Genomic DNA, 21,241 nt, shown 5'->3' with positions numbered 1-21,241 from the left:
TTAATCCTGTAAGCGGGCGATCTCTTCGCCAAACTCTTTAATGTCTTCGAAGCTGCGGTAAACGGAGGCGAAGCGAATATAGGCGACTTTATCGAGCTTTTTCAGCTGTTCCATCACCAGGTTACCGATCATTTTGCTCGGCACTTCGCGCTCACCTAGCCCCCGCAGATAAGATTTAATATGATTTAACGCCATTTCGACGTCATCGGAGCTGACGGGCCGTTTTTCCAGCGCCTTGAGCATCCCGCTACGCAGTTTTTCTTCATTGAACGGTTCGCGCACATCGTTACTTTTTACCACGCGCGGCATTACCAGCTCTGCCACCTCGAAGGTGGTAAAACGCTCGTTGCACACCAGGCACTGCCGACGACGACGCACGGAAGACCCTTCGCCTACAAGACGTGAGTCGATGACTTTGGTATCCACAGCGGAGCAAAATGGGCAATGCATACGATGTCCCTGTTATCTGGTTAACTGATTTCTATTTTACCCTGAACTGGCCCGACAACAAAGGAAGAGCTTTTTGAGACAAAGGATCTATGCCTGACGCCACTATCCTGTCTACCATTGCAGCAATGTGTGATTTCAAGGAATTAAACGCAATGACAAGACGTTACCTGAAAATAGTGCTGGTTGGGAGCCTGTTCACGCTCAGCGCCTGCGCACAGCAAAGTGAAGTTCGCGAGATGAAACAAAGCGTGAATACGCTCAATGTGGCGATGGACAAACTTAATAAAGAAACCGTGAAGATCACCCAGCAGAACGCGCTGAATGCCAAATCCAGCAATGGCGTTTATTTATTGCCGGGCGCAAACACGCCCGCGCGTCTGAACAGCCAGATTGGCACGCTAAGGATGTCTCTGGTGAATGTTGCAGCGAATGCCGATGGTACGCGCGCAACATTACGCATTCAGGGTGAATCCAACGATCCGCTTCCCGCCTTCAGCGGCACCGTAGAGTGGGGCCAGATTCAGGGCACCACGGAGAGCTATCAGGAGGTGAATGTGAAGAATCAGCTCTTCACCGCCCCCGCCAGCACGCTGGCACCGAGCGATGTTGATATCCCGCTCCAGCTGAGCGGACTGACGCCAGAACAGTTGGGCTTTATCCGCATTCACGACATTCAACCTGCCGCGCAATAACCCGCCCTTTTAGCGGAGTGAAATGTCACTCCGCTAACATTTACATTTCGTATGGATTGGCAACATAAATGATTGCCGCTACAATCCCGGCCGTTTAAAGTACGCAAACGTGAACGCAATCGATTACGTATGTGAGAGATATGTGAAACAACACATATTTTTGTGAGCAAGGATTCCTATAATAGGCTCCGCAGAAACACGAAATATTTAGAAACGCAATTCGCGCATTTTTCACTCCCGGAAGGGAATTTCAATCAGTGGCATGATTATGAAAAAAACATTACTCGCAGCTGGCGCCGTGCTGGCACTGTCCTCCTCTTTCACTGTTAACGCAGCGGAAAACGACAAACCACAATATCTCTCCGACTGGTGGCACCAGAGCGTTAACGTGGTAGGCAGCTACCACACCCGTTTCGGGCCGCAGATCCGCAACGATACCTACCTGGAATACGAAGCGTTTGCCAAGAAAGACTGGTTTGATTTCTACGGCTACGTCGATCTGCCGGTATTCTTCGGCGGTAACTCCGATGCGAAAGGTATCTGGAACAATGGCTCCCCGCTGTTCATGGAAATCGAACCGCGTTTCTCTATCGACAAACTGACCGGCACCAGCCTGGCGTTTGGTCCGTTCAAAGAGTGGTACTTCGCGAACAACTACATCTATGACATGGGTCGCAACGATTCTCAGGAACAGAGCACCTGGTATATGGGTCTGGGTACTGACATCGAAACCGGCCTGCCAATGAGCCTGTCACTGAACGTGTATGCGAAATACCAGTGGCAGAACTATGGCGCATCAAATGAGAACGAGTGGGATGGCTACCGTTTCAAAGTGAAATACTTTGTGCCAATCACTCAGCTGTGGGGCGGTAACCTGAGCTATATCGGCTTCACCAACTTTGACTGGGGTTCAGACCTGGGCGACGATAACTTCTATGACAACAACGGGAAGCATGCTCGTACCAGTAACTCCATCGCCTCCAGCCACATTCTGGCGCTGAACTACGATCACTGGCACTACTCTGTTGTTGCGCGTTACTGGCACAACGGTGGCCAGTGGAACGACGACGCCAGCCTGAACTTCGGCAACGGCGACTTCAGCGTTCGCTCTACCGGTTGGGGTGGTTACCTGGTCGTGGGTTACAACTTCTAACCTGTGCGGACTTCGCCCGGTGGCGCTGCGCTTGCCGGGCCTACGATCCGAATGTAGGCCGGGTAAGGCGTAGCCGCCACCCGGCTTTTTACTGCTTCACCTTCCGCAAAAAATCTGCCAGAGCTCTGTCCGCACTTTCGCTAAAGCGTCTCTCCGTCTGCACAATATTGAGGCACCTGTCGAGCCGGAAGCAGCGGTATGCATACTGTCAGGAGTAGACAAAAAAAATCCCGGCCAGCAGGCCGGGATTTCGATACCGCATAAGACTCTTACGGCAGAATGGACGGCTGATCCGCCCCTTCTTTCTCGACTTTCTGCTGGATCAGATGCTCGCGCTTCATGCCCAGCTTCAGCGCCAGCGCGGACGCGACGTAGATAGACGAGGCCGTACCGATTGACACACCGATCAGCATGGTCAGCGAGAAGCCTTCCAGCACCGGGCCACCGAACAGGAACAGCATCAGGATCACCATCAGGGTGGTGCCGGAGGTGATCAACGTACGGTGCAGCGTCTGGGTCAACGACACGTTAAAGATTTCGTACGGCGTGCCGCGACGGATCTTACGGAAGTTTTCACGAATACGGTCAGATACCACGATACTGTCGTTCAGTGAGTAACCGATAACGGACATCAGGGATGCCACAATCGTCAGGTCAATCTCAATGTGGAAAAGAGACAGTATGCCCATGGTGATCACCACGTCGTGCGCCAGAGCGATAACCACGCCTGCCGCCAGTCGCCACTCAAAGCGGAAACCGACGTAAATCAGAATCGAGATCAGCGCCACCAGCAGCGCCATCGCACCGGTCTGTGCCAGGTCAGCACCAACGCTCGGGCCGACAAACTCAATACGCTTAACCGCTGCATCCTGGCTGGTCGTTTCGTTAATAACCTGAACGACCTTGCTGCCCAGCTCCTGGCTGCCGTTGGCATCGTGTACCGGCGGCATACGCACCATGATGTCGCGGCTGCTGCCGAAGTTCTGTAGCAGCGGCTCTTCAAAGCCCGCTTTTTGCAGAGACTCACGCATCTGGTCCATATCGACCGGTTTTTCCAGGGTAATTTCGATCACCGTACCACCGGTGAAATCCAGACCCCAGTTAAAGCCTTTCACGCCCATAATGACGATGGACAAGATCAGCAGAAAACCTGAAATGCCGAAGGCCCAGTAGTCCCAGCGCATAAAGTCCCAGACTTTACGGCCGTGGTTCAATTGTTCAACAGTATATTCCTGTGCCACAACGCACTCCTCAGATAGACAGCTTTTTGACGCGCTTGCCGCCGTACAGCAGGTTCACGATGGCACGGGTGCCGACAATAGCGGTAAACATCGACGTTGCGACACCGATACCGGTAGTAATCGCAAAGCCTTTGATCGCGCCAGTACCCACTGCATACAGGATAAGAACCTTAATCAGTGTTGTTACGTTCGCATCGAAGATGGAGCTGAACGCCCCTTTGTAGCCTTCTTCAATCGCCTGCTGTACAGAACGACCGTTGCTCAGCTCTTCTTTAATACGTTCGTTTATCAGTACGTTGGCGTCGACCGCCACCGCAAGGGTTAGAACGATACCCGCGATACCCGGCATGGTTAGCGTCGCCCCCGGCAGCAGGGACATGATACCGATGATCAGCACCAGGTTGGCAATCAGCGCGGAGGTCGCAATCAGGCCGAACTTCTTATAGAAGAAGATCATGAAGATGATGGACACCGCCAGACCGGCCAGACACGCTTCCAGACCCTGCTTGATGTTCTGCATACCCAGGGTTGGACCGATGGTACGCTCTTCAACAATCTGAATTGGCGCAATCAGCGCACCGGCACGCAGCAGCAGAGAGAGCTGACGCGCTTCGTTCGGGTTGCTGATACCGGTAATACGGAAGCTGTTACCCAGACGAGACTGGATGTTGGCGATGTTAATCACCTCTTCCTCTTTCACCAGCACGGCACGGCCATTGGCGTCTTTCTTACCGCTGTCTTTGTACTCCACGAACAGGGTCGCCATCGGCTTGCCGATGTTGTCCTTGGTGAAGTTAGACATGATGTTGCCACCTGCGCTGTCCAGCGAGATGTTAACCTGCGGCTGGTTGTACTCATCCTGGCTTGAAGTGGAGTCGGTGATATGGTCACCGGTCAGGATCACGCGTTTGTACAGCACAACCGGCTGGCCTTCGCGGGTCTGTTTCACTTCGGAATCGCCCGGCACACGGCCTGAAGCCGCAGCAGCCTGGTCAACGTTGGCGTTAACCAGACGGAACTCCAGAGTCGCCGTCGCGCCCAGAATCTCTTTCGCACGGGCGGTATCCTGGATACCTGGCAGTTCGACCACGATACGGTCAGCACCCTGACGCTGTACCAGTGGCTCAGCCACGCCCAGCTGGTTTACACGGTTACGCAGAATGTTAATGTTCTGCTGAACGGCGTACTCACGTGCTTCACTCAGACGCGCGTCGGTCATTACCGCACGCAGCTGGTTGCTGCCCTGAGAGGTGATCACCAGATCGCGGTGACGTTGAGACAGATAGGTCACAGCCTGATCGCGTGCCGCGCTGTCGCGGAACGTGATGCTCATGCCGTAGTTATCTTCTTTACGTACGGTGGTGTACGGAATGCCTTTATCGCGCAGATCGCTGCGCAGGCTGTCGATATTCTGTTCCTGTAGCTTGCCGAGCGCGGTATCCATATCCACTTCCATCAGGAAGTGAACGCCGCCACGCAGGTCAAGACCCAGTTTCATTGGCTCTGCGTTCAGCGCAGCCAGCCAGCGTGGGGTTGCAGGAGCAAGGTTAAGCGCCACGACATATTTATCACCCAGCACGCCCATCAGCGCTTCACGTGCGCGGAGCTGCGTGTCGGTGGTGTCGAAGCGAGCAAGAATTGCGCCCTCTTCCAGTGCCACAGACTTAGCGGTAATTTTTTCTTCTTGTAACGTTTTCTGGACCTGGATCAGCGTTTGCTCACTGGCGGCGACACCGCGCGCGCCAGTGATTTGAACGGCCGGATCCTCACCATACAGGTTGGGAAGCGCGTACAGCAGGCCGACGATAATCACGACGACCAGCATGATGTACTTCCACAAAGGATAACGGTTTAACACGGCAGTTCCCTTTGGGAAAAGTTGGGATTACAGCGCCTTCATGGTGCCTTTCGGCAGAACGGCAGCTACGAAGTCACGTTTGATAACCACTTCAGTGGTGTCGTTCAGGGCGATAGCAATGTAGCCGTTTTCCGCTACTTTGGTTACGCGACCCACCAGGCCACCATTGGTCAGGACTTCATCGCCCTTCGCGATGGAGTTCATCAGGTTTTTGTGCTCTTTAGTACGCTTCTGCTGTGGACGCAGGATCATGAAGTAGAAGATCAGACCGAACACAACCAGCATCAGAATCAGAGACATCGGGCTGCCCTGCGCTGGTGCACCCGTTGCTGCTACCGCATCAGAAATAAAAAAGCTCATTCAAATTCCCTCATTATTAAAATTAATCAACGTTCAACGGTGGAACATCCCGCCCCTGACGTTGGTAGAAATCGGTCACGAAGCTCTCTAATTTACCCTCTTCGATAGCCTTACGTAAACCAGCCATTAAGCGCTGATAATAACGAAGATTATGAATGGTATTGAGACGCGCCCCCAAAATCTCGTTGCAACGATCGAGATGATGCAGATACGCGCGAGAATAATTGCGACAGGTATAGCAATCGCACTCGGAATCGAGCGGGCTGGTGTCACTCTTATGCTTCGCGTTACGGATTTTCACCACGCCATCGGTAACGAACAGATGACCGTTACGTGCGTTTCGGGTTGGCATAACGCAGTCGAACATATCAATGCCGCGACGTACGCCTTCCACCAGATCTTCTGGTTTACCCACACCCATCAGGTATCGTGGTTTATCCGCCGGGATTTGCGGGCAGACATGCTCCAGAATACGGTGCATATCTTCCTTCGGCTCACCCACAGCCAAACCGCCGACAGCGTAGCCATCAAAGCCTATCTCTACCAGACCTTTAACCGAGATATCGCGTAAATCTTCGTAAACGCTGCCCTGGATAATGCCGAACAGCGCATTTTTGTTTTGCAGGGAGTCAAAACGGTCGCGGCTACGCTTCGCCCAACGCAGGGACATCTCCATGGAACGTTTGGCATAGTCCCAGTCCGCCGGGTATGGCGTACATTCGTCGAAGATCATCACGATATCGGAGCCGAGATCGTACTGAATCTCCATAGACTTTTCCGGATCGAGGAAGATTGGATCGCCGTTGATCGGGTTACGGAAGTGTACGCCCTGCTCGGTGATCTTACGGATATCGCCCAGGCTGAAGACCTGGAAACCGCCGGAGTCGGTGAGGATGGGGCCTTTCCACTGCATGAAGTCGTGCAGGTCGCCGTGGAGCTTCATGATCTCCTGGCCTGGACGCAGCCACAGGTGGAAGGTGTTGCCGAGAATAATCTGTGCGCCAGTGGCTTCAACTTCTTCCGGCGTCATTCCTTTTACGGTGCCGTACGTGCCCACAGGCATAAACGCGGGGGTTTCTACCACGCCGCGATCAAACACCAGGCGACCGCGACGCGCGCGGCCATCGGTGGTATCGAGTTCAAATTTCATTTTTTCTCCGACGTCAGAAAAACAGTCCAACGTTGTAACACGGTGCCGCGGACTTATTCCCCGACACGCTCATTCAAAGCCTGCGGATTGTACGTGATAAACATCGCGTCACCGTAGCTAAAAAAGCGATATTTTTGTTCTACCGCAGACTTGTAGGCGTTCATCGTATGCTGATACCCCGCAAACGCGGAGACCAGCATAATCAGCGTCGATTCAGGCAGATGGAAGTTGGTCACCAGCGCATCAATGACTTTGTACTGATAGCCCGGGTAGATAAAGATCTGCGTATCGCCAAAGAAGGGCTCAATCAGCTCTTTTTTCGCGGCCTGCGCAGCGCTCTCAAGGGAACGTACCGACGTTGTACCGACGGCCACGACGCGGCTACCGCGCGCTTTCGCCGCCAGCACCGCATCAACCACCTCCTGCGGCACTTCGGCATACTCAGAGTGCATGATGTGGTCTTCGATGCTGTCCACGCGCACCGGCTGGAACGTCCCCGCGCCGACGTGCAGCGTCACGAAGGCCATCTCAATACCCTTGGCGCGCAACTTTTCCAGCAGCGGTTCATCAAAGTGCAGGCCCGCCGTTGGCGCCGCCACTGCGCCAGGCTTCTGGCTGTAGACGGTCTGATACAGCTCGCGGTCGGCTTCTTCATCCGGGCGTTCAATGTACGGCGGCAGCGGCATGTGGCCGATGGCGTTGAGGATATCAAGCACCGTGCGCTCGTCGTTAAACTCCACCTCGAACAGCGCGTCGTGACGCGCGGTCATGGTCGCTTTGATGCTCTCGTCATCACCCAGCAGCAGTTCAGCGCCCGGCTTCGGCGCTTTGGATGCGCGAATATGTGCCAGAATACGTTTATCATCGAGCATACGTTCGACCAGCACCTCAATCTTGCCGCCGCTGGCTTTACGGCCAAACAGACGCGCTGGGATCACGCGGGTATTGTTAAAGACCAGCAGATCGCCAGGGTTGAGCTTGTCGAGCAGATCGGTGAAAGTACCGTGCGTCAGCGCGCCCGTTGGCCCGTCCAGTGACAGCAAGCGACAGCTGCTACGCTCAGGCATGGGGTAGTGAGCAATCAGGGATTCAGGTAGTTCAAAGGAGAAATCGGCGACGCGCATGACGTATACTCGTGACTTAAAAACAGGCGGCATAGTCTAGTGCTCACACCCTTTTGCTGCAACAACTAGCCGCCACCGGACGAATAAAACGCATGAATTTTCTCGCTCACCTGCATCTCGCTCACCTCGCGGACAGCTCCCTCTCCGGCAATTTGCTGGCCGATTTCGTACGCGGCAACCCCGCGGAAGATTATTCCCCCGAGGTTATCGACGGGATTTTTATGCACCGCCGCATCGACGTGCTGACCGATAACCTGCCGGAAGTGACGGAAGCCAAAGCCTGGTTCCGCCCCGAAACGCGACGCGTGGCGCCGATCACGCTCGACGTCATGTGGGATCATTTCCTGTCGCGCCACTGGTCCCAGCTGTCGCCTGATATGTCGCTGCCTGAGTTTGTGCGCTACGCCCACGCGCAGGTGTCGATCATTTTGCCGGACTCCCCACCGCGCTTTGTGAATCTGAATAACTATCTGTGGTCTGAACGCTGGCTGGAGCGTTACCGCGAGATGGATTTCATTCAGAACGTGCTCAACGGCATGGCCAGCCGTCGACCGCGTCTGGACGCGCTGCGCGACTCCTGGCACGACCTGGACGAACATTATGACGCGCTGGAAACGCGCTTCTGGCAGTTCTACCCGCGCATGATGGCGCAGGCGAAAAATAAAGAACTGTGATGCCGGTTCGATTGATAGGTAAAAGCTGGTGGAACGATTGTTACCACCTCTTTGTCTTATTCCCGCGCTGCCTCTATACTGGCCCGCGTTGCGTTCCAAATAACCTTAGTATCTACAGGAGAATCATATGGTTCTGGTAACTCGTCCGGCTCCGGATTTTACAGCTGCCGCCGTTCTGGGCAACGGTGAAATCGTTGAAAACTTCAACTTCAAACAGCACACCAACGGTAAAGCGACCGTTCTGTTCTTCTGGCCAATGGACTTCACTTTCGTTTGCCCGTCTGAGCTGATCGCGTTCGACAAACGTTACGAAGAATTCCAGAAGCGTGGCGTGGAAGTGGTTGGCGTCTCCTTCGACTCTGAATTTGTACACAACGCATGGCGTAACACCCCTGTCGAAAACGGCGGCATCGGTGCGGTGAAATACGCGATGGTTGCGGACATCAAACGCGAAATCCAGCAGGCTTACGGTATCGAACATCCGGACGCTGGCGTTGCGCTGCGTGGTTCTTTCCTGATCGACGCGAACGGCATCGTTCGTCACCAGGTTGTGAACGATCTGCCGCTGGGTCGTAACATCGACGAAATGCTGCGCATGGTTGACGCGCTCCAGTTCCACGAAGAGCACGGTGAAGTGTGCCCGGCTCAGTGGGAAAAAGGTAAAGAAGGTATGGCGGCTTCCCCAGACGGCGTAGCTAAATACCTGTCTGAGAACGTATCCAGCCTGTAATCGGCACGGTTTACGAAAAACCCGCGACTACGCGGGTTTTTTTATGGCTTATGCTGCGCCGTCTTTTTTTACCTCGCGCCAGATGCGCCATGCCATACCCGCAAGCACCATCACCCCGACGATCAGTACGCCCCAGACCATCAGCGTTTTCATTCTGCTTTCCTGCTCAGCCGCAGACGTCGCGGTTAAACGCGCCTCGCCGCCCAGCGGAACAGGTTCCAGCGTATCCGCCATCGGCAGGGCTGCCAGATCGTAGGTTTTACGCAGTTCGGTCGGGATCAGCATATCCGTCTCCACGCTTGCCGGTTTCGCAGCCCCGTTCCCCCATGCAAGCAGATACGGCCCCTTCCCCTGCGCGTTGAACACAAGATCATAGCGCACGCGTTGCCCGATCACGCCCGGCAGGTTCTCTGGCAAACGCGCATTGTAGGTCTTGATTTTTACCGCCTCGACCAGCCCGCCCGGGAGCGGAACAGGTTCAGACGTTTTGCCGCCGAGCTGGTAGATCACCTCTTTTTTCAGCGTATGCCACCGATCCTTGTCCGCCCCCCGCCAGGCTATTTCTGCCGGGAGAACGCCGTCGCCATTCAGCATGAAGGCGATCGCACTCAGAGGCTGCGGATGTTTCCAGCGCCACACGGCTTCGCTATCGGATAGCCGCTCCCCCTCTCCCGCCAGGCTAATGTGCTCTGATTCCGGCTGCGCAGGAGCGTTAATCGCGTTGACGCCGGTTAACGTCAGGGCTGAACGCCCCGTGTTCAGCACCAGCAGCAGATAGCGATTCGCCTCAGGAGATAACACCAGATCGGTATCGATGCGGTCGAGCTTCAGGCGATCCTGTCCACTCATCACGTCCAGCAGGGGCATCTCTTCGCGCAGGGTATACCAGTTTTTCAGATCCTCGCTGTAATAGACCGATGCCGTCCCCTGCCACGAGCCCTGCGGCGTGTCCCAGAAAAGCTGGAGCTTAGAGAGCGGAACCTCCGTCGCGTTTTCCGGCAGGGTCAGCAGATAGTGCTGTCCGGCAGCCGCCGCGTGTTGCCCTTCCAGCACAATCTCCACGCCGTTTCTGGCACGTAACATAATTTTATCGCCACTGCCCTCTTCCCCACCCGGCGAGGCGTTAAGCGCAAAGAGGCGCAGCGCCGTGGTGGTCGGTGCCGGCTGCGGACGCGTCGTGGTAACCAGGCTGAACGGTACCGGCTCGCCCGACTGATTAAACACGCGCACGTCGCGCAGATCGGGCGATGTGCTCTGCTGATAAACCGCCAGCGGCAGCATGACCCGATACCACGGCGAAGAGGCAGAGGTATCAAGGGACAGGCCATAGGCATAATCCCGCGGGGATTCCACCGGCGCGCCCTCGCTGAATGCCGGACCGGCCACGGCCAGCAGTGCCGCACAAACAACCGCATTCATCCATTTCATTTTTCTTCTCCTGCTTTAGGCGGTAGCGGCGAGAAATAGCCCACAATCAGGACCAGGATCGCCACGCCAATAAACGCGACAGCACGCGCCAGGCCGCCACCGCCCGCGCTGTCCACCAGCATCAGTTTGAGCATGACCACCCCCAGCAGCACCGCACCGCCAAGCCACTGCTGACGGGAGGCCTGACGGGTGGCGCGGATCATGACCACCAGCGCGCAGAACATCCAGAACAGGGCAAAGGTGGTCTGGATAAGCCGCGAATGCCACAGCGACTCCATATTCCAGGCCACCTCGCCGTACCACGCCAGCGCGCGCAGCAGCGCGCCGTTTAGCCACCAGAAGCCAAGCGCCATCAGCACAACGGCGGGCCACGGTCGGGACTGAGCAAGCGATGCCGGATAGTGGCGATCCACTGCCCGATAAAACACCACCAGCCCCAGCAGCGCGAACGCCGCCCCTTCCTCAAGCGGGTTCACCAGCGGCAGCCAGGTCTGTCGATAGACTACCCCGTCCTGGAAATTAGTCACGACCAGCAATACCACCAGCGCCACAACCACAGGGATCACGGCAAGGCAGGCGTAGAGCGCAGGCCATACCCGGAACGGCCACCCGCGACGCCGTACGGCCGCGGAGAGTGCCATAATCACCCCACCGCCGACAGCCATCGCAATGCCGCTTCCCCAGGCCGCCATGCCCCATGGCAGGGAGCGGGCAAACCAGTAAAGCTCGGCGGCCATGGCGAGTAAAATCATCCACAACAGCGACAGATGCAGCCCCATTGCGATGCGCGGAAGAAGTTTATCTTCGTCGCGCCGCAGCATCATCAGGGCGGCAGGCAGCGCAATAGCCCAGGCCAGATTTGCCCAGCCGGCTGCCAGGATCTGCTGTTGCCAGACCTGATAAAGCACCATCAGCAGCATCACCGGCCACAGCAGCCATTTGCTGGCATCCAGCTCCCGCCATGCCAGACGAGCGGCAGCCTGCCGCCATCCCCAGGCCGACACCGCCGTCAGCGCCAGCACGCCCGCAAGAACCGATAATTCTGTCTTGAGGATCAGTTGCGACGCACCCAGTTGCGCCACTAACCAGAACAGCAGCCCACCGACCAGCAGCGCCCAACTGCCCGACAGCACGATTTTCTGCCACAGCCAGGCCGCAGCCAGCCAGCAAAGACTGAGCACTGCGAAAATAAGCAGCAGGCTCAGGGAGGTGACGCCGTCCATCTGCGCCCATATCGCGCTGCCGAGCGCCAGCACCAGCAGCGCCGTCCCGCTATAGCTCATACGCCGCTGCTGCTGTTGCACGCCCAGCCAGAGGATACCCAGCCCCTCCAGCGCCCAGGCCATCGCCGTCCAGCGCGCCGAAAGCGCCAGCGGAATGGCAAGCGTGGCAAACCCGCCGCCAATCGCCAGCGCCGCCATAATCAGTGGTCGCCCAATGGAGGGGTAACGTCGCAGCGCGAGGAACGCCAGTGAGAGATAAAACGCACCATAACCCAGCGCGCTGAGCGCCGGGCCGTACGTCCAGTGAGACGTCATGCCGTACTGCATCCCAAAACCAATCAGCGGCGGGGCAAACAGCAGTACGCCGTCAATAATCTGTTTGCCTTTTTCCTGCGCCCGCAGCGACAGCGCTACGCTAAACACGCCAAAAATAAGCGTATTGGCAATCAGGAACAGCTGACAGATAACATAGTTTTCAGGCTGGTAGTCGCTCAGCCCCCACACTCCGCCAACGCCAAACGTGAAGAGCAGCCCGAGCAGGTTGAGCTCGCGCCAGTGCTGCCAGATGCTGATGACGAGAATGCCGATGGAGAGCAGAAGATAGAAGGAGAACAGCGCCACAAAGCTACCGCCCCCGGTAGACAGGAGCAGCGGCGCAAGATATCCGCCCAGGCTCGCCAGCATGGCAAGGCTCAGCGCCTTTTGCAGCACGGCCAGCCCGACGCTCGCCGCGCAAATCACCACCAGCAGCGCAAACGCCAGCGTCATCGGCAGCATCTGCCACAGCCGGAATGCGCCAAAGACGGTCAGGTAAAGCACGCCGGTCGCCCCGCCCTGGAGGATCAGCGCGTAGATCCGCTGCCTGTGCCGCAGCCGCCATCCAACGGCCAGCAAACCCATGGCAAACAGCGCCGTGGCGGCAAGACGCAGCTCAAGCGGAAACAGTGAATGTTCAACGGTATAGCGCAGCAGGAAAGAGAGGCCGAGGAAGAGCAGTACAATCCCCAGTTTTGCCAGCGGATTGCCCTGCATAAACCAGCGCGTCAGCGAGGACAGGATGCCGCCAAAGGCGGAAGGCCGTTTTGCCGCCGGGACAGGCGCAGGTTCTGCTTCAGTGACGGGCGGTTCGGGACGCCAGGGATCGACAGGTGCGTTAACGGCCTCTGGCACCGGCGCTGGTGTCTCCACTGGCGCGGCGGTCTGCACCGGCTCCGGCGCTTTCTCAGCTACACCGTGCTGCTCAAGCGCCTCAATGCGCTGGCGAAGCCGGGCGATCTCCTGCCGCGCCGCCGTGCTTCGATTAAAGCCTATCACCGCAAGCACGGGGGCCACGACCAGCGCAAAAACCAGGAACAAACAGCCAAGGATGTAAAGCTCGTCCATGTTTCCACCTTCACCGTAAAAGATCCGTTAAGATTGACACAAATAGTTGCATTTGCGCCATCTAAAAGGTGAAAACCATGCTGCCTGCGCTTAGCTGCCGAACCAGACCGTAGCGGAGATCGCCGGCAGCGTGAGCACGTTCTCCTGTAACGTCGCTTTCCCCTCTTTGCTCTTCCACGTTTTACCGGCCAGCAGCGGTGAATCTTCCAGCACCACTTCACACGCCTCACCCCGGTTGATCGCCACCAGCACGCGCTGCTGGTTGTAGACGCGGACAAACACCACCACATTATCTTGGGCGTACATCACCTGACAGCCCCCGTAACGCAGGGCCTGACTCTGCCTGCGCAGCGTCGCCATACGCTGGTACAGGCTGAACAGATCCTGATCCTGTTTTTCACGCTCCCATGGGAAGGTTTTGCGGCAGAACGGATCGTTGTTACCGTCCAGCCCCACTTCATCTCCGTAATAGATGCACGGCACGCCCGGCCAGGTGAAAAGCCAGGTCACCGCCAGCGGCAGACGCGCCAGATCTTTACCCAGCAGCGATTTAAAGCGCGCGGTATCGTGGCTGTCGAGCTGGTTAAACATCCGAAGCTGCTGCTGATGAGACAGGCCAGCGCGATAGTTCTCCATCCACGTCATGCAGGTTTCGGCGTCAATATGCTGCGGATCGTAAGAGATATCGGTGTTAGCGAGGAACCCCCACAGCGGGAAGGTGAAGCCGCGATAATTCATCGACGCGTCTTCTGCATCTGCCTGCAACCACTGACGCGCGTCGCCAAAGTGCTCCCCGAAGACGAATGCTTCCGACCGGGCCGCTTTTGCCGACCGGGTAATGGCGGCGACATGCTGAAGGTTATTCCGCGCCCCGCCTGCTTCCCCCAGCATATGCACCACGTCCAGCCGCCAGCCGTCCATATTCCACGGCGCTTTCAGCCAGTGGCGCACGATGCTGTCTTCGCCGCCGTAGATTTCATTCACAAGCGTTGACGACTGGAAATCGAGCTTCGGCAGACTCGGGTAGCCCAGCCAGTCCAGGGCGCGGCCATTCTCGTCAAAACTGTACCAGTCACGCTGGGGGGAATCCGGATTATGGCATGCGCCGCCCATCGACTGATTGTGGCGGTCGAACCACGCATGAGAATCACCGCTGTGATTGAACACGCCATCAAGGATCAGGCGCATACCTTCTTTTTGCGTGTTGTGGCGCAGCCGCAGCAGCGCCTCGTCACCGCCAAACTGCTCGTCAACGTGGCGGTAGTCCTGCGTATCGTATTTGTGAACGCTTGGCGCTTTAAACACCGGGTTCAGGTACAGCGCCGTCACGCCGAGCTTTTTCAGGTACGGCAGTTTTTCGCTGATACCGTCGAGATCGCCGCCGTAAAAGGTCGATCCCCCCGCCTGGGCGGTCAGCGGCTCGTCCCATTTTTTCAGAATGATGTCGTGACCGACCGCATGATGGTAATAAACCTTGTCCTGGTCGGCGGTGCGCTTTTCACTGCGCGCAAAGCGGTCCGGGAAAATCTGGTAAAAGACCTGATCGTTAACCCACTGCGGGCCGTTATCCGGGTGATCCACGGCAAACTGCTCCAGCCTGGCCGGAGGGAAACGGCTGAAGCCCTGCGGGGTAAACCACAGCTGGCGGTTGTTCCACAGCAGCTTGAAGCCGTAGCGGCGACGCGGCTGTCCGCTGCGCAAATCGATATTCGCCCGCCACGCCGTAATACCCGGCTGAGGCTGGCTGCGCACCTTGTGCATTTTCAGCGATGTATCTTCGTTATCCACTTCGGCGCGCAGGGTCACACGTTCAGGCTGATTTTCCCCTGCCAGCCAGAGCGTAATCACAAGGTTGTCTTTGTTTTGCTTAACAAATGGGGCAACCGGAAGGTGCCAGGCGTTTAACATCACGAATCCCCTTTGATGAAATTGACGTCACCTTGCCACAGGGTGATTAAGGATAGCTCACCATGATGGGATTTATTGGGGGAGGAGGACGGGGGAGGAGGCATCAGTGCGGCCTGATGCCCTCACCCTCACCCTCTCCCACGGGGCTAAGGGATCCCCAGTAATTTTTTTATGCAGAAGCAATAAAGTTGCTTTCTAAATGACTGAGGGCTGTCAGCGATGCCCTGGTCCGGCTGTAAATCGCTGAGGCGTTTGCCTTCCGGCCGGGGCGAGGCGCAGGGATGCGCCGAGAGGGCGGCTTTACAGGGACGTTGCCTCCGCCCGTACCCGATAAGCCGGAAGGAATAAGCCGAGGGCACCGCGAAGCGGCGATTTACCGCCGGGAGCCCGGGTCGCCAGGGTGGTGGCGACTGAGCCACCCTGGCACGTTCACCGGTCATGTCGTTACAGAGTAGCAAGGAACATAAAGTGAACGGAATGACCACCACCGCCGTATGTTCCCCTCACCCTAATCCTCTCCCCGGAGGGGCGAGGGGATTGCTCAGTGCTCGCATTAATTTGTGGGGAACCCTCTCCCACGGGGAGAGGGGAAAAGAATGTTACTGTGCTTCCGCCAGCTGACGATCGCGGCGACATTTAAACATCCAGCCCACCAGCAGCAGGACGATCCACGCGAAGCCTACGTACAGGGAAATGCGGGTATCCGGGTGGTAGCCAATCAGGCCGATGATGAAGACCAGGAAGATGAGACCGACAATGGTCGTTGGCACGCCGCCCGGCACTTTAAACTTCAGCGCTTTGGCCTCTTCTGGTGACAGGCGGCGACGGAACGCAATCTGCGACAGCAGGATCATGATCCACACCCACACCGTCGCAAAGGTCGCCAGCGACGCAATCACCAGGAAGACGTTCTCCGGCATAATGTAGTTCAGGTAGACCGAGAACAGCAGCGCCACGGTCATGACCAGCACCGTTACCCACGGGGTACCGCGACGCGACGTTTTGGCAAACACCTTCGGCGCACTGCCCTGCTCCGCCATGCCGTGCAGCATACGGCCCACGCCGAACACGTCACTGTTGATGGCCGACAGCGAGGCGGTCAGCACCACAAAGTTGAGAATGCTGGCGGCAAACGCAATGCCCATATGCTGGAAAGTCAGGACAAACGGGCTGCCGTTGGTGCCCACCTGGTTCCACGGGTAGATGGACATAATCACAAACAGCGTGCCCACGTAGAACACCAGGATGCGCATCGGCACCGAGTTGATGGCGCGCGGAATAGACTTCTCCGGATCTTTCGCTTCCCCGGCGGTGATGCCGATAATCTCAATACCGCCATAGGCGAACATGACCATCTGGAGCGACATGACCATCCCGAGCCAGCCGTTGCTAAAGAAGCCGCCGTTGCTCCACAGGTTGTGAATGCCGGTTGGCTGTCCACCGTTGCCGATCCCCCAGATGATAATGCCGAAACCGGCGAGGATCATGATGATAATGGTCGCGACCTTGAAGAAGGAGAACCAGAACTCCAGCTCGCCAAACACCTTCACGCTCATCAGGTTAACGGCGCAGATGATCAGCACCACGCTCAGCACCCAGATCCAGTGCGGCACGGCGGGGAACCAGACCCCCATATAGATACCAAACGCCGTCACATCGGCAATGGCAACAATCAGGATTTCGAAGCAGTAGGTCCAGCCGGTGATAAACCCGGCCAGCGGGCCTAAATTTTCCTGCGCGTAGCGGGAGAAGGAACTGGCAGAGGGGTTGTGAACCGACATTTCGCCAAGGGCGCGCATGATGATATACGCCGCCACGCCGCCGATGATGTAGGCCAGCAGAACGCTTGGACCGGCCATTTTGATGGCATCTGCCGAGCCATAAAAAAGACCGGTACCGATAGCCGAGCCCAGCGCCATAAAGCGGATGTGGCGGGTGCTCAATCCACGTTTAAGTTTGTTAGTGCTTTCCATTAAAATCTTGCCATTCAACACGAAAAAACAAAAAACCACGGGGCCTTAAGCCCCGTGGTTAAACAATTTGTTGCCGTTGATTAATGGGCGTTGGATGTCACCTGACGCCCTGCCGCACGGTCCCAGATAATCGCCAGAACCAGCGCTACAACGGAAGGCATCAGCCAGGCCAGGCCCTGCTCGGACAGCGGCAGACGCTGTGTCCAGGCTGGCAGGATTTCTGCAAATGCTGATGCTTTGATCCCGTCAAGGATACCAAAAATCAGGCTGATAAACATGGCTGGCGCAATAATTCGCGTGGAGTTATGCCACCACGGACGGGTGAAGCTCAGCACTACCAGCACGATACATGGCGGATAGATCGCCGTCAGCACCGGAATTGAGACCTGAATCAGGTGGCTCAGACCGAGGTTTGACACCGCCATGGAGAAGATGCCGAGGATAAACACCAGCGTGCGGTAAGAAAGCGGCAGATACTGAGCGAAGAACTCCGCGCAGGCGCAGGTCAGACCCACCGCCGTCACCAGACAGGCCAGGAAAATCAGCGCCGCCAGCAGCATGCTGCCTGCACCACCAAAGGTGTGCTGCACGTAAGCATGCAGGATCGCCGCGCCGTTTGCGCTCTGATCGACCAGCGTTGCGCTATCTGAACCCAGACGGAACAGCGCCAGATACAGCAGCGTCAGGCCGACACCGGCCATCAGGCCAGCCCAGATGGTGTAGCGAGTCAGCAGACGCGCTTCGGTCACCCCGCGGGAACGCGCGGCGTTAACGATAACGATACCAAACACCATCGCGCCAAGCGTATCCATCGTCAGATAGCCGTTCACGAAACCGTTTGAGAACGCCGCGTTCTGGTAGGCGTCCATCGCGGAGCTGATGGGCCCCGCAGGCCAGACGATGGCCGCAACCGCCAGCACAATCAGCGCCACAATTTTCAGCGGTGCCAGGAAGTTACCCACAGTATCCAGCAGTTTGCCCGGATAGAGAGAAACCAGAATCACGATGGCGAAGTAAATGAGGCTGTAAATAAACAGCGGCATCGCGCCGTCACCGGTCAGCGGGGCAATACCCACTTCAAAGGAGACGGTCGCCGTACGCGGGGTCGCGAACAGCGGGCCAACGGCCAGATAGCAGACGGTTGCCAGCAGAACGCCAGCCACTTTGCCAATCGGGGTGCTGAGGCTGTCCACACCGCCACCGACTTTCGCCAGCGCGATAACGGTCAGTACCGGCAGGCCCACGGCAGTAAGCAGGAAGCCAAACGCAGCCGTCCAGACGTGTTCACCCGCCTGTAAGCCAACCATTGGAGGAAAAATGATGTTACCTGCGCCAACGAACAGCGCAAATGTCATAAAGCCCAGCGCGATAATGTCACGCGATTTCAAGTGATGGGTCATAAAACCTTACTGCCTGTGGATGTGGTGTTGAATACGTTGAGATTTTCGCCATCCCTGACGGGACGATACAGCGGAAAATTTGCTCAATTTCAGCGGGATATGCTCCCGTCCAGGCGTGGCGAAGAATAGTTTTTCGATTTACCACGCAAATACAGTCGGTCTGACAGTATATGGGGGGCAATTTAAACGCTTATAACGTTTAAAGGCAAGAAGGGATCGTAAAACCAGAACAATATGCCAGCATGAAAATGCAGACCAAAATAATATGCCATGTATAAGAAAAACCCATGGCTAATCATGCGAACAAAAAAGCACCAGCCGTATAATATTCACTCGCGTTTCGCTTGACTGCAAAGCAAACGGGCCAGCAATCGCTGGCCCGTGGAAAGGTAGCCTGACACACACGCTGTCAGGCACTTTTTTTGGCAATTAATCGTTCCGGGATCACGAAGCTAAAGCGCGTGCCCTTACCCAGGGTGCTTTCGATATTGAGCCGGCTTTCGTGGTGGCTGACGGCATGCTTCACAATTGCCAGCCCCAGTCCGCTCCCGCCGGTCTGCCGCGAGCGCGCCTTATCCACCCGGTAGAACCGTTCGGTGAGACGCGGGAGGTGTTCAGGCCCAATCCCCGGCCCGTTGTCCTCGACGCTAAACTCAGCCCCTGCCGGAGTATGCTGCCACCGCACCGCGATATGCGTCCCTGTCGGGGTATGATTCACGGCGTTATAGACCAGGTTTGAGATAGCGCTTCGCAGCTCATCTTCACTGCCGAGCACTTTCAGCGTGTTATCAACATCAAAACTCAGGGTGTGTTGATTATGGCTCAGCGTTTGGGCTTCGCGCTCCACCACCCGCAACATCATCGGCACATCAATGATGTCGTTTAGCGCCAGCGACGGGGCAGCCTCAATTTTTGAAAGCGTTAGTAGCTGTTTGACCAGCCCTTCCATGCGGAACGTCTGTTCCCGCATGGTATGCAGCGCTTTCTCACGCGGCGCCCCCTCAAGCGTTTGCTCCTGCATCATCTCCAGATAGCCCTGAAGCACCGTCAACGGCGTACGCAGCTCGTGGCTGACGTTGGCAAAGAAGTTACGTCTCGCGCCCTCAAGCTGATGCATCTGGGTGACATCCCGCGCCACCATCAGCCACTGCCGATCGCTGTAGGGCATCACGCGAATTTCAAGATGGCGACCGTTATTGAGCTTCAGATTGTGCGGACGACTAAAATCACGCGTTTTCAGATACAGCGTGAACTCGGGATAGCGCAGAAGGTTGAGGATGTTCTGACCGTTATCATCCGGCCAGCGCAGGCCCAACAGCTGCTGTGCGAGGCCATTGCACCAGAAGATGGTCCCTTCTTCCGTCGTCAGGATCACTGCGTCCGGCAGCGACTCCGCGCCGCTGCGAAAGCGTTTTATCAGGCTTCCCAGCTCACGACGGCGCTTTTTATTACGCATCTGCATCTGGTGCAGGCCGTAGAGTAGCGGTTCCCAGCTCCCGCTTCCCGGCGGGGGTGTCATACTTCTGTCGACCCACAGCCACCAGGAAAGACGCAGTAAATTCCAGAAATGCCAGACGAGCAACCCCGTCACGGCCACCAGTAAAAACCACGGCAGATAGCCAAAAATAGCCCCCAGAATGAGGGCCGGAATACAGCATAAGATCAGTTCAAAGACGAGCCTTTTCCATGACAGACGTTCCAGCACGCGTCACACTCCTGTCATTGTTCAGAAACGGGTCGAGAAGCGATAACCCGTGCCGCGGACCGTCTGTACCATGCGATCGTGGCCGCTCAGTTCCAGTGCTTTACGCAGGCGGCGAATATGGACGTCAACCGTTCGGTCTTCGACATAGACGTTAGTTCCCCAGACGTTATTCAGCAACTGTTCGCGGCTGTAAACGCGCTCCGGGTGGGTCATAAAGAAGTGCAGGAGTTTAAATTCGGTGGGGCCCATATCGAGGGGATTTTCACCGGTCATGACCCGGTGTGAGGTAGGATCCAGGCTCAGGCCCTGCATCTCAATCACCTCTTCCACCGCCATCGGTGAAATACGGCGCATCACGGCTTTGATACGCGCCACCAGCTCTTTTGGAGAGAATGGCTTGGTGATGTAATCGTCCGCGCCGGTTTCCAGACCGCGCACGCGATCCTCTTCCTCACCGCGCGCCGTCAGCATCACCACCGGGATATCGCGGGTCATCGTCTCGCGTTTGATATGCTTGATAAACTGCAATCCGGAACCGCCAGGCAGCATCCAGTCCAGCAGGATCAGATCGGGCCAGGGTTCATTCAGCTGGTTCACCGCGCTGTCATAATCTTCCGCTTCAACCGGCTGGAAGCCATTTTGTTCAAGCACGAAGCACACCATTTCACGGATCGGAGCTTCATCTTCTACGACCAGAATACGTCTCGCCATACTTTGCCCTGTCTTATCGTATTTAAGTTACAAGTCTGTAATGCGGCGTCATTATGCGTCAGATTTATGACAGATTTA

The 21,241-nt window shown here is 56.6% G+C and carries 17 protein-coding genes and 1 pseudogene; 4 read left to right on the top strand and 14 right to left on the bottom strand.

The genetic code is table 11. The features are described from left to right. Positions 1-450, bottom strand: a complete 450-nt coding sequence (gene nrdR, locus ACQG03_RS05290) for a transcriptional regulator NrdR (protein WP_003859099.1) — start codon at positions 448-450, stop codon at positions 1-3. Between the two features lie 152 nt (positions 451-602). On the opposite strand from nrdR, the gene ACQG03_RS05285 reads away from it, so the two are divergent. Next, positions 603-1,142: a DUF3251 domain-containing protein gene (locus tag ACQG03_RS05285; RefSeq protein ID WP_022647224.1), complete on the top strand. Its 540-nt coding sequence runs from the start codon at positions 603-605 to the stop codon at positions 1,140-1,142. A gap of 268 nt (positions 1,143-1,410) precedes the next feature. Beyond that, a complete protein-coding gene (locus tag ACQG03_RS05280) occupies positions 1,411-2,295 on the top strand; it encodes a nucleoside-specific channel-forming protein Tsx (RefSeq protein ID WP_032621817.1) in 885 nt (294 codons plus the stop codon). Positions 2,296-2,383: 88 nt separating this feature from the next. On the opposite strand, the pseudogene ACQG03_RS05275 reads toward ACQG03_RS05280, so the two are convergent. The 6 genes and pseudogenes from ACQG03_RS05275 to queA form a co-directional block, all read right to left on the bottom strand. After that, positions 2,384-2,494 (bottom strand): annotated as a pseudogene (locus ACQG03_RS05275) (DNA-binding transcriptional regulator); the annotation flags it as partial. A gap of 70 nt (positions 2,495-2,564) precedes the next feature. Beyond that, positions 2,565-3,536: a protein translocase subunit SecF gene (gene secF, locus ACQG03_RS05270; RefSeq protein ID WP_063163474.1), complete on the bottom strand. Its 972-nt coding sequence runs from the start codon at positions 3,534-3,536 to the stop codon at positions 2,565-2,567. 10 nt (positions 3,537-3,546) lie between these two features. Continuing rightward, positions 3,547-5,394, bottom strand: coding sequence for a protein translocase subunit SecD (gene secD, locus ACQG03_RS05265; protein WP_032621613.1), 1,848 nt, complete (start codon positions 5,392-5,394; stop codon positions 3,547-3,549). 27 nt (positions 5,395-5,421) lie between these two features. After that, positions 5,422-5,754: a preprotein translocase subunit YajC gene (gene yajC / locus ACQG03_RS05260; protein ID WP_003859109.1), complete on the bottom strand. Its 333-nt coding sequence runs from the start codon at positions 5,752-5,754 to the stop codon at positions 5,422-5,424. Positions 5,755-5,776: 22 nt separating this feature from the next. Then, positions 5,777-6,904, bottom strand: a complete 1,128-nt coding sequence (gene tgt / locus ACQG03_RS05255) for a tRNA guanosine(34) transglycosylase Tgt (RefSeq protein ID WP_003859110.1) — start codon at positions 6,902-6,904, stop codon at positions 5,777-5,779. Between the two features lie 53 nt (positions 6,905-6,957). Further along, positions 6,958-8,028, bottom strand: coding sequence for a tRNA preQ1(34) S-adenosylmethionine ribosyltransferase-isomerase QueA (gene queA, locus ACQG03_RS05250; RefSeq protein WP_022647221.1), 1,071 nt, complete (start codon positions 8,026-8,028; stop codon positions 6,958-6,960). A gap of 92 nt (positions 8,029-8,120) precedes the next feature. Between queA and acpH the strand changes: the two genes are divergently transcribed. Together acpH and ACQG03_RS05240 are read left to right on the top strand one after the other, a co-directional pair. Next, positions 8,121-8,702, top strand: coding sequence for an ACP phosphodiesterase (acpH, locus tag ACQG03_RS05245; protein WP_032624760.1), 582 nt, complete (start codon positions 8,121-8,123; stop codon positions 8,700-8,702). A gap of 127 nt (positions 8,703-8,829) precedes the next feature. Continuing rightward, positions 8,830-9,432: a peroxiredoxin C gene (locus ACQG03_RS05240; protein WP_003859113.1), complete on the top strand. Its 603-nt coding sequence runs from the start codon at positions 8,830-8,832 to the stop codon at positions 9,430-9,432. 48 nt (positions 9,433-9,480) lie between these two features. On the opposite strand, the gene ACQG03_RS05235 is transcribed toward ACQG03_RS05240, so the two are convergent. From ACQG03_RS05235 to phoB, 7 genes are all read right to left on the bottom strand, one after another. Beyond that, positions 9,481-10,860 (bottom strand): DUF3999 domain-containing protein, encoded by a 1,380-nt coding sequence (locus ACQG03_RS05235; RefSeq protein ID WP_063163475.1) that lies wholly within the window; start codon positions 10,858-10,860, stop codon positions 9,481-9,483. After that, positions 10,857-13,466 (bottom strand): DUF2339 domain-containing protein, encoded by a 2,610-nt coding sequence (locus tag ACQG03_RS05230; protein WP_063163476.1) that lies wholly within the window; start codon positions 13,464-13,466, stop codon positions 10,857-10,859. The genes ACQG03_RS05235 and ACQG03_RS05230 overlap by 4 nt, the downstream gene beginning before the upstream one ends. A 90-nt stretch (positions 13,467-13,556) precedes the next feature. Continuing rightward, on the bottom strand, positions 13,557-15,374 hold the full coding sequence (gene malZ, locus ACQG03_RS05225; RefSeq protein WP_063163477.1) for a maltodextrin glucosidase: 1,818 nt from the start codon (positions 15,372-15,374) through the stop codon (positions 13,557-13,559). A gap of 599 nt (positions 15,375-15,973) precedes the next feature. Next, positions 15,974-17,347: a proline-specific permease ProY gene (gene proY, locus ACQG03_RS05220; protein ID WP_017383160.1), complete on the bottom strand. Its 1,374-nt coding sequence runs from the start codon at positions 17,345-17,347 to the stop codon at positions 15,974-15,976. Between the two features lie 80 nt (positions 17,348-17,427). Then, entirely contained in the window at positions 17,428-18,747 is a 1,320-nt protein-coding gene (brnQ, locus tag ACQG03_RS05215) for a branched-chain amino acid transporter carrier protein BrnQ (protein WP_003859118.1), read from the bottom strand. Between the two features lie 409 nt (positions 18,748-19,156). Continuing rightward, positions 19,157-20,452 carry a phosphate regulon sensor histidine kinase PhoR gene (gene phoR / locus ACQG03_RS05210; protein WP_023299433.1) on the bottom strand — a complete coding sequence of 432 codons (1,296 nt, stop codon included), beginning with the start codon at positions 20,450-20,452 and terminating at the stop codon, positions 19,157-19,159. Between the two features lie 21 nt (positions 20,453-20,473). Continuing rightward, positions 20,474-21,163: a phosphate response regulator transcription factor PhoB gene (gene phoB, locus ACQG03_RS05205; RefSeq protein WP_063163707.1), complete on the bottom strand. Its 690-nt coding sequence runs from the start codon at positions 21,161-21,163 to the stop codon at positions 20,474-20,476. Between the last annotated feature and the right edge of the window lie 78 nt (positions 21,164-21,241).

It is taken from the genome of Enterobacter cloacae complex sp. 342H5, assembly GCF_050030905.1.
GTDB classification, from domain to species: domain Bacteria; phylum Pseudomonadota; class Gammaproteobacteria; order Enterobacterales; family Enterobacteriaceae; genus Enterobacter; species Enterobacter intestinihominis.
This window is presented reverse-complemented; position numbering and strand designations above follow the sequence as displayed.

Bases quoted from the DNA above. Each gene is read 5' to 3' on its own strand.
- malZ (WP_063163477.1), bottom strand. From the start codon at position 15,374: ATGTTAAACGCCTGGCACCTTCCGGTTGCCCCATTTGTTAAGCAAAAC.
- ACQG03_RS05240 (WP_003859113.1), top strand. From the start codon at position 8,830: ATGGTTCTGGTAACTCGTCCGGCTCCGGATTTTACAGCTGCCGCCGTT.
- yajC (WP_003859109.1), bottom strand. From the start codon at position 5,754: ATGAGCTTTTTTATTTCTGATGCGGTAGCAGCAACGGGTGCACCAGCG.
- ACQG03_RS05285 (WP_022647224.1), top strand. From the start codon at position 603: ATGACAAGACGTTACCTGAAAATAGTGCTGGTTGGGAGCCTGTTCACG.
- acpH (WP_032624760.1), top strand. From the start codon at position 8,121: ATGAATTTTCTCGCTCACCTGCATCTCGCTCACCTCGCGGACAGCTCC.
- brnQ (WP_003859118.1), bottom strand. From the start codon at position 18,747: ATGACCCATCACTTGAAATCGCGTGACATTATCGCGCTGGGCTTTATG.
- queA (WP_022647221.1), bottom strand. From the start codon at position 8,028: ATGCGCGTCGCCGATTTCTCCTTTGAACTACCTGAATCCCTGATTGCT.
- ACQG03_RS05230 (WP_063163476.1), bottom strand. From the start codon at position 13,466: ATGGACGAGCTTTACATCCTTGGCTGTTTGTTCCTGGTTTTTGCGCTG.
- nrdR (WP_003859099.1), bottom strand. From the start codon at position 450: ATGCATTGCCCATTTTGCTCCGCTGTGGATACCAAAGTCATCGACTCA.
- tgt (WP_003859110.1), bottom strand. From the start codon at position 6,904: ATGAAATTTGAACTCGATACCACCGATGGCCGCGCGCGTCGCGGTCGC.
- ACQG03_RS05235 (WP_063163475.1), bottom strand. From the start codon at position 10,860: ATGAAATGGATGAATGCGGTTGTTTGTGCGGCACTGCTGGCCGTGGCC.
- proY (WP_017383160.1), bottom strand. From the start codon at position 17,347: ATGGAAAGCACTAACAAACTTAAACGTGGATTGAGCACCCGCCACATC.
- ACQG03_RS05280 (WP_032621817.1), top strand. From the start codon at position 1,411: ATGAAAAAAACATTACTCGCAGCTGGCGCCGTGCTGGCACTGTCCTCC.
- phoB (WP_063163707.1), bottom strand. From the start codon at position 21,163: ATGGCGAGACGTATTCTGGTCGTAGAAGATGAAGCTCCGATCCGTGAA.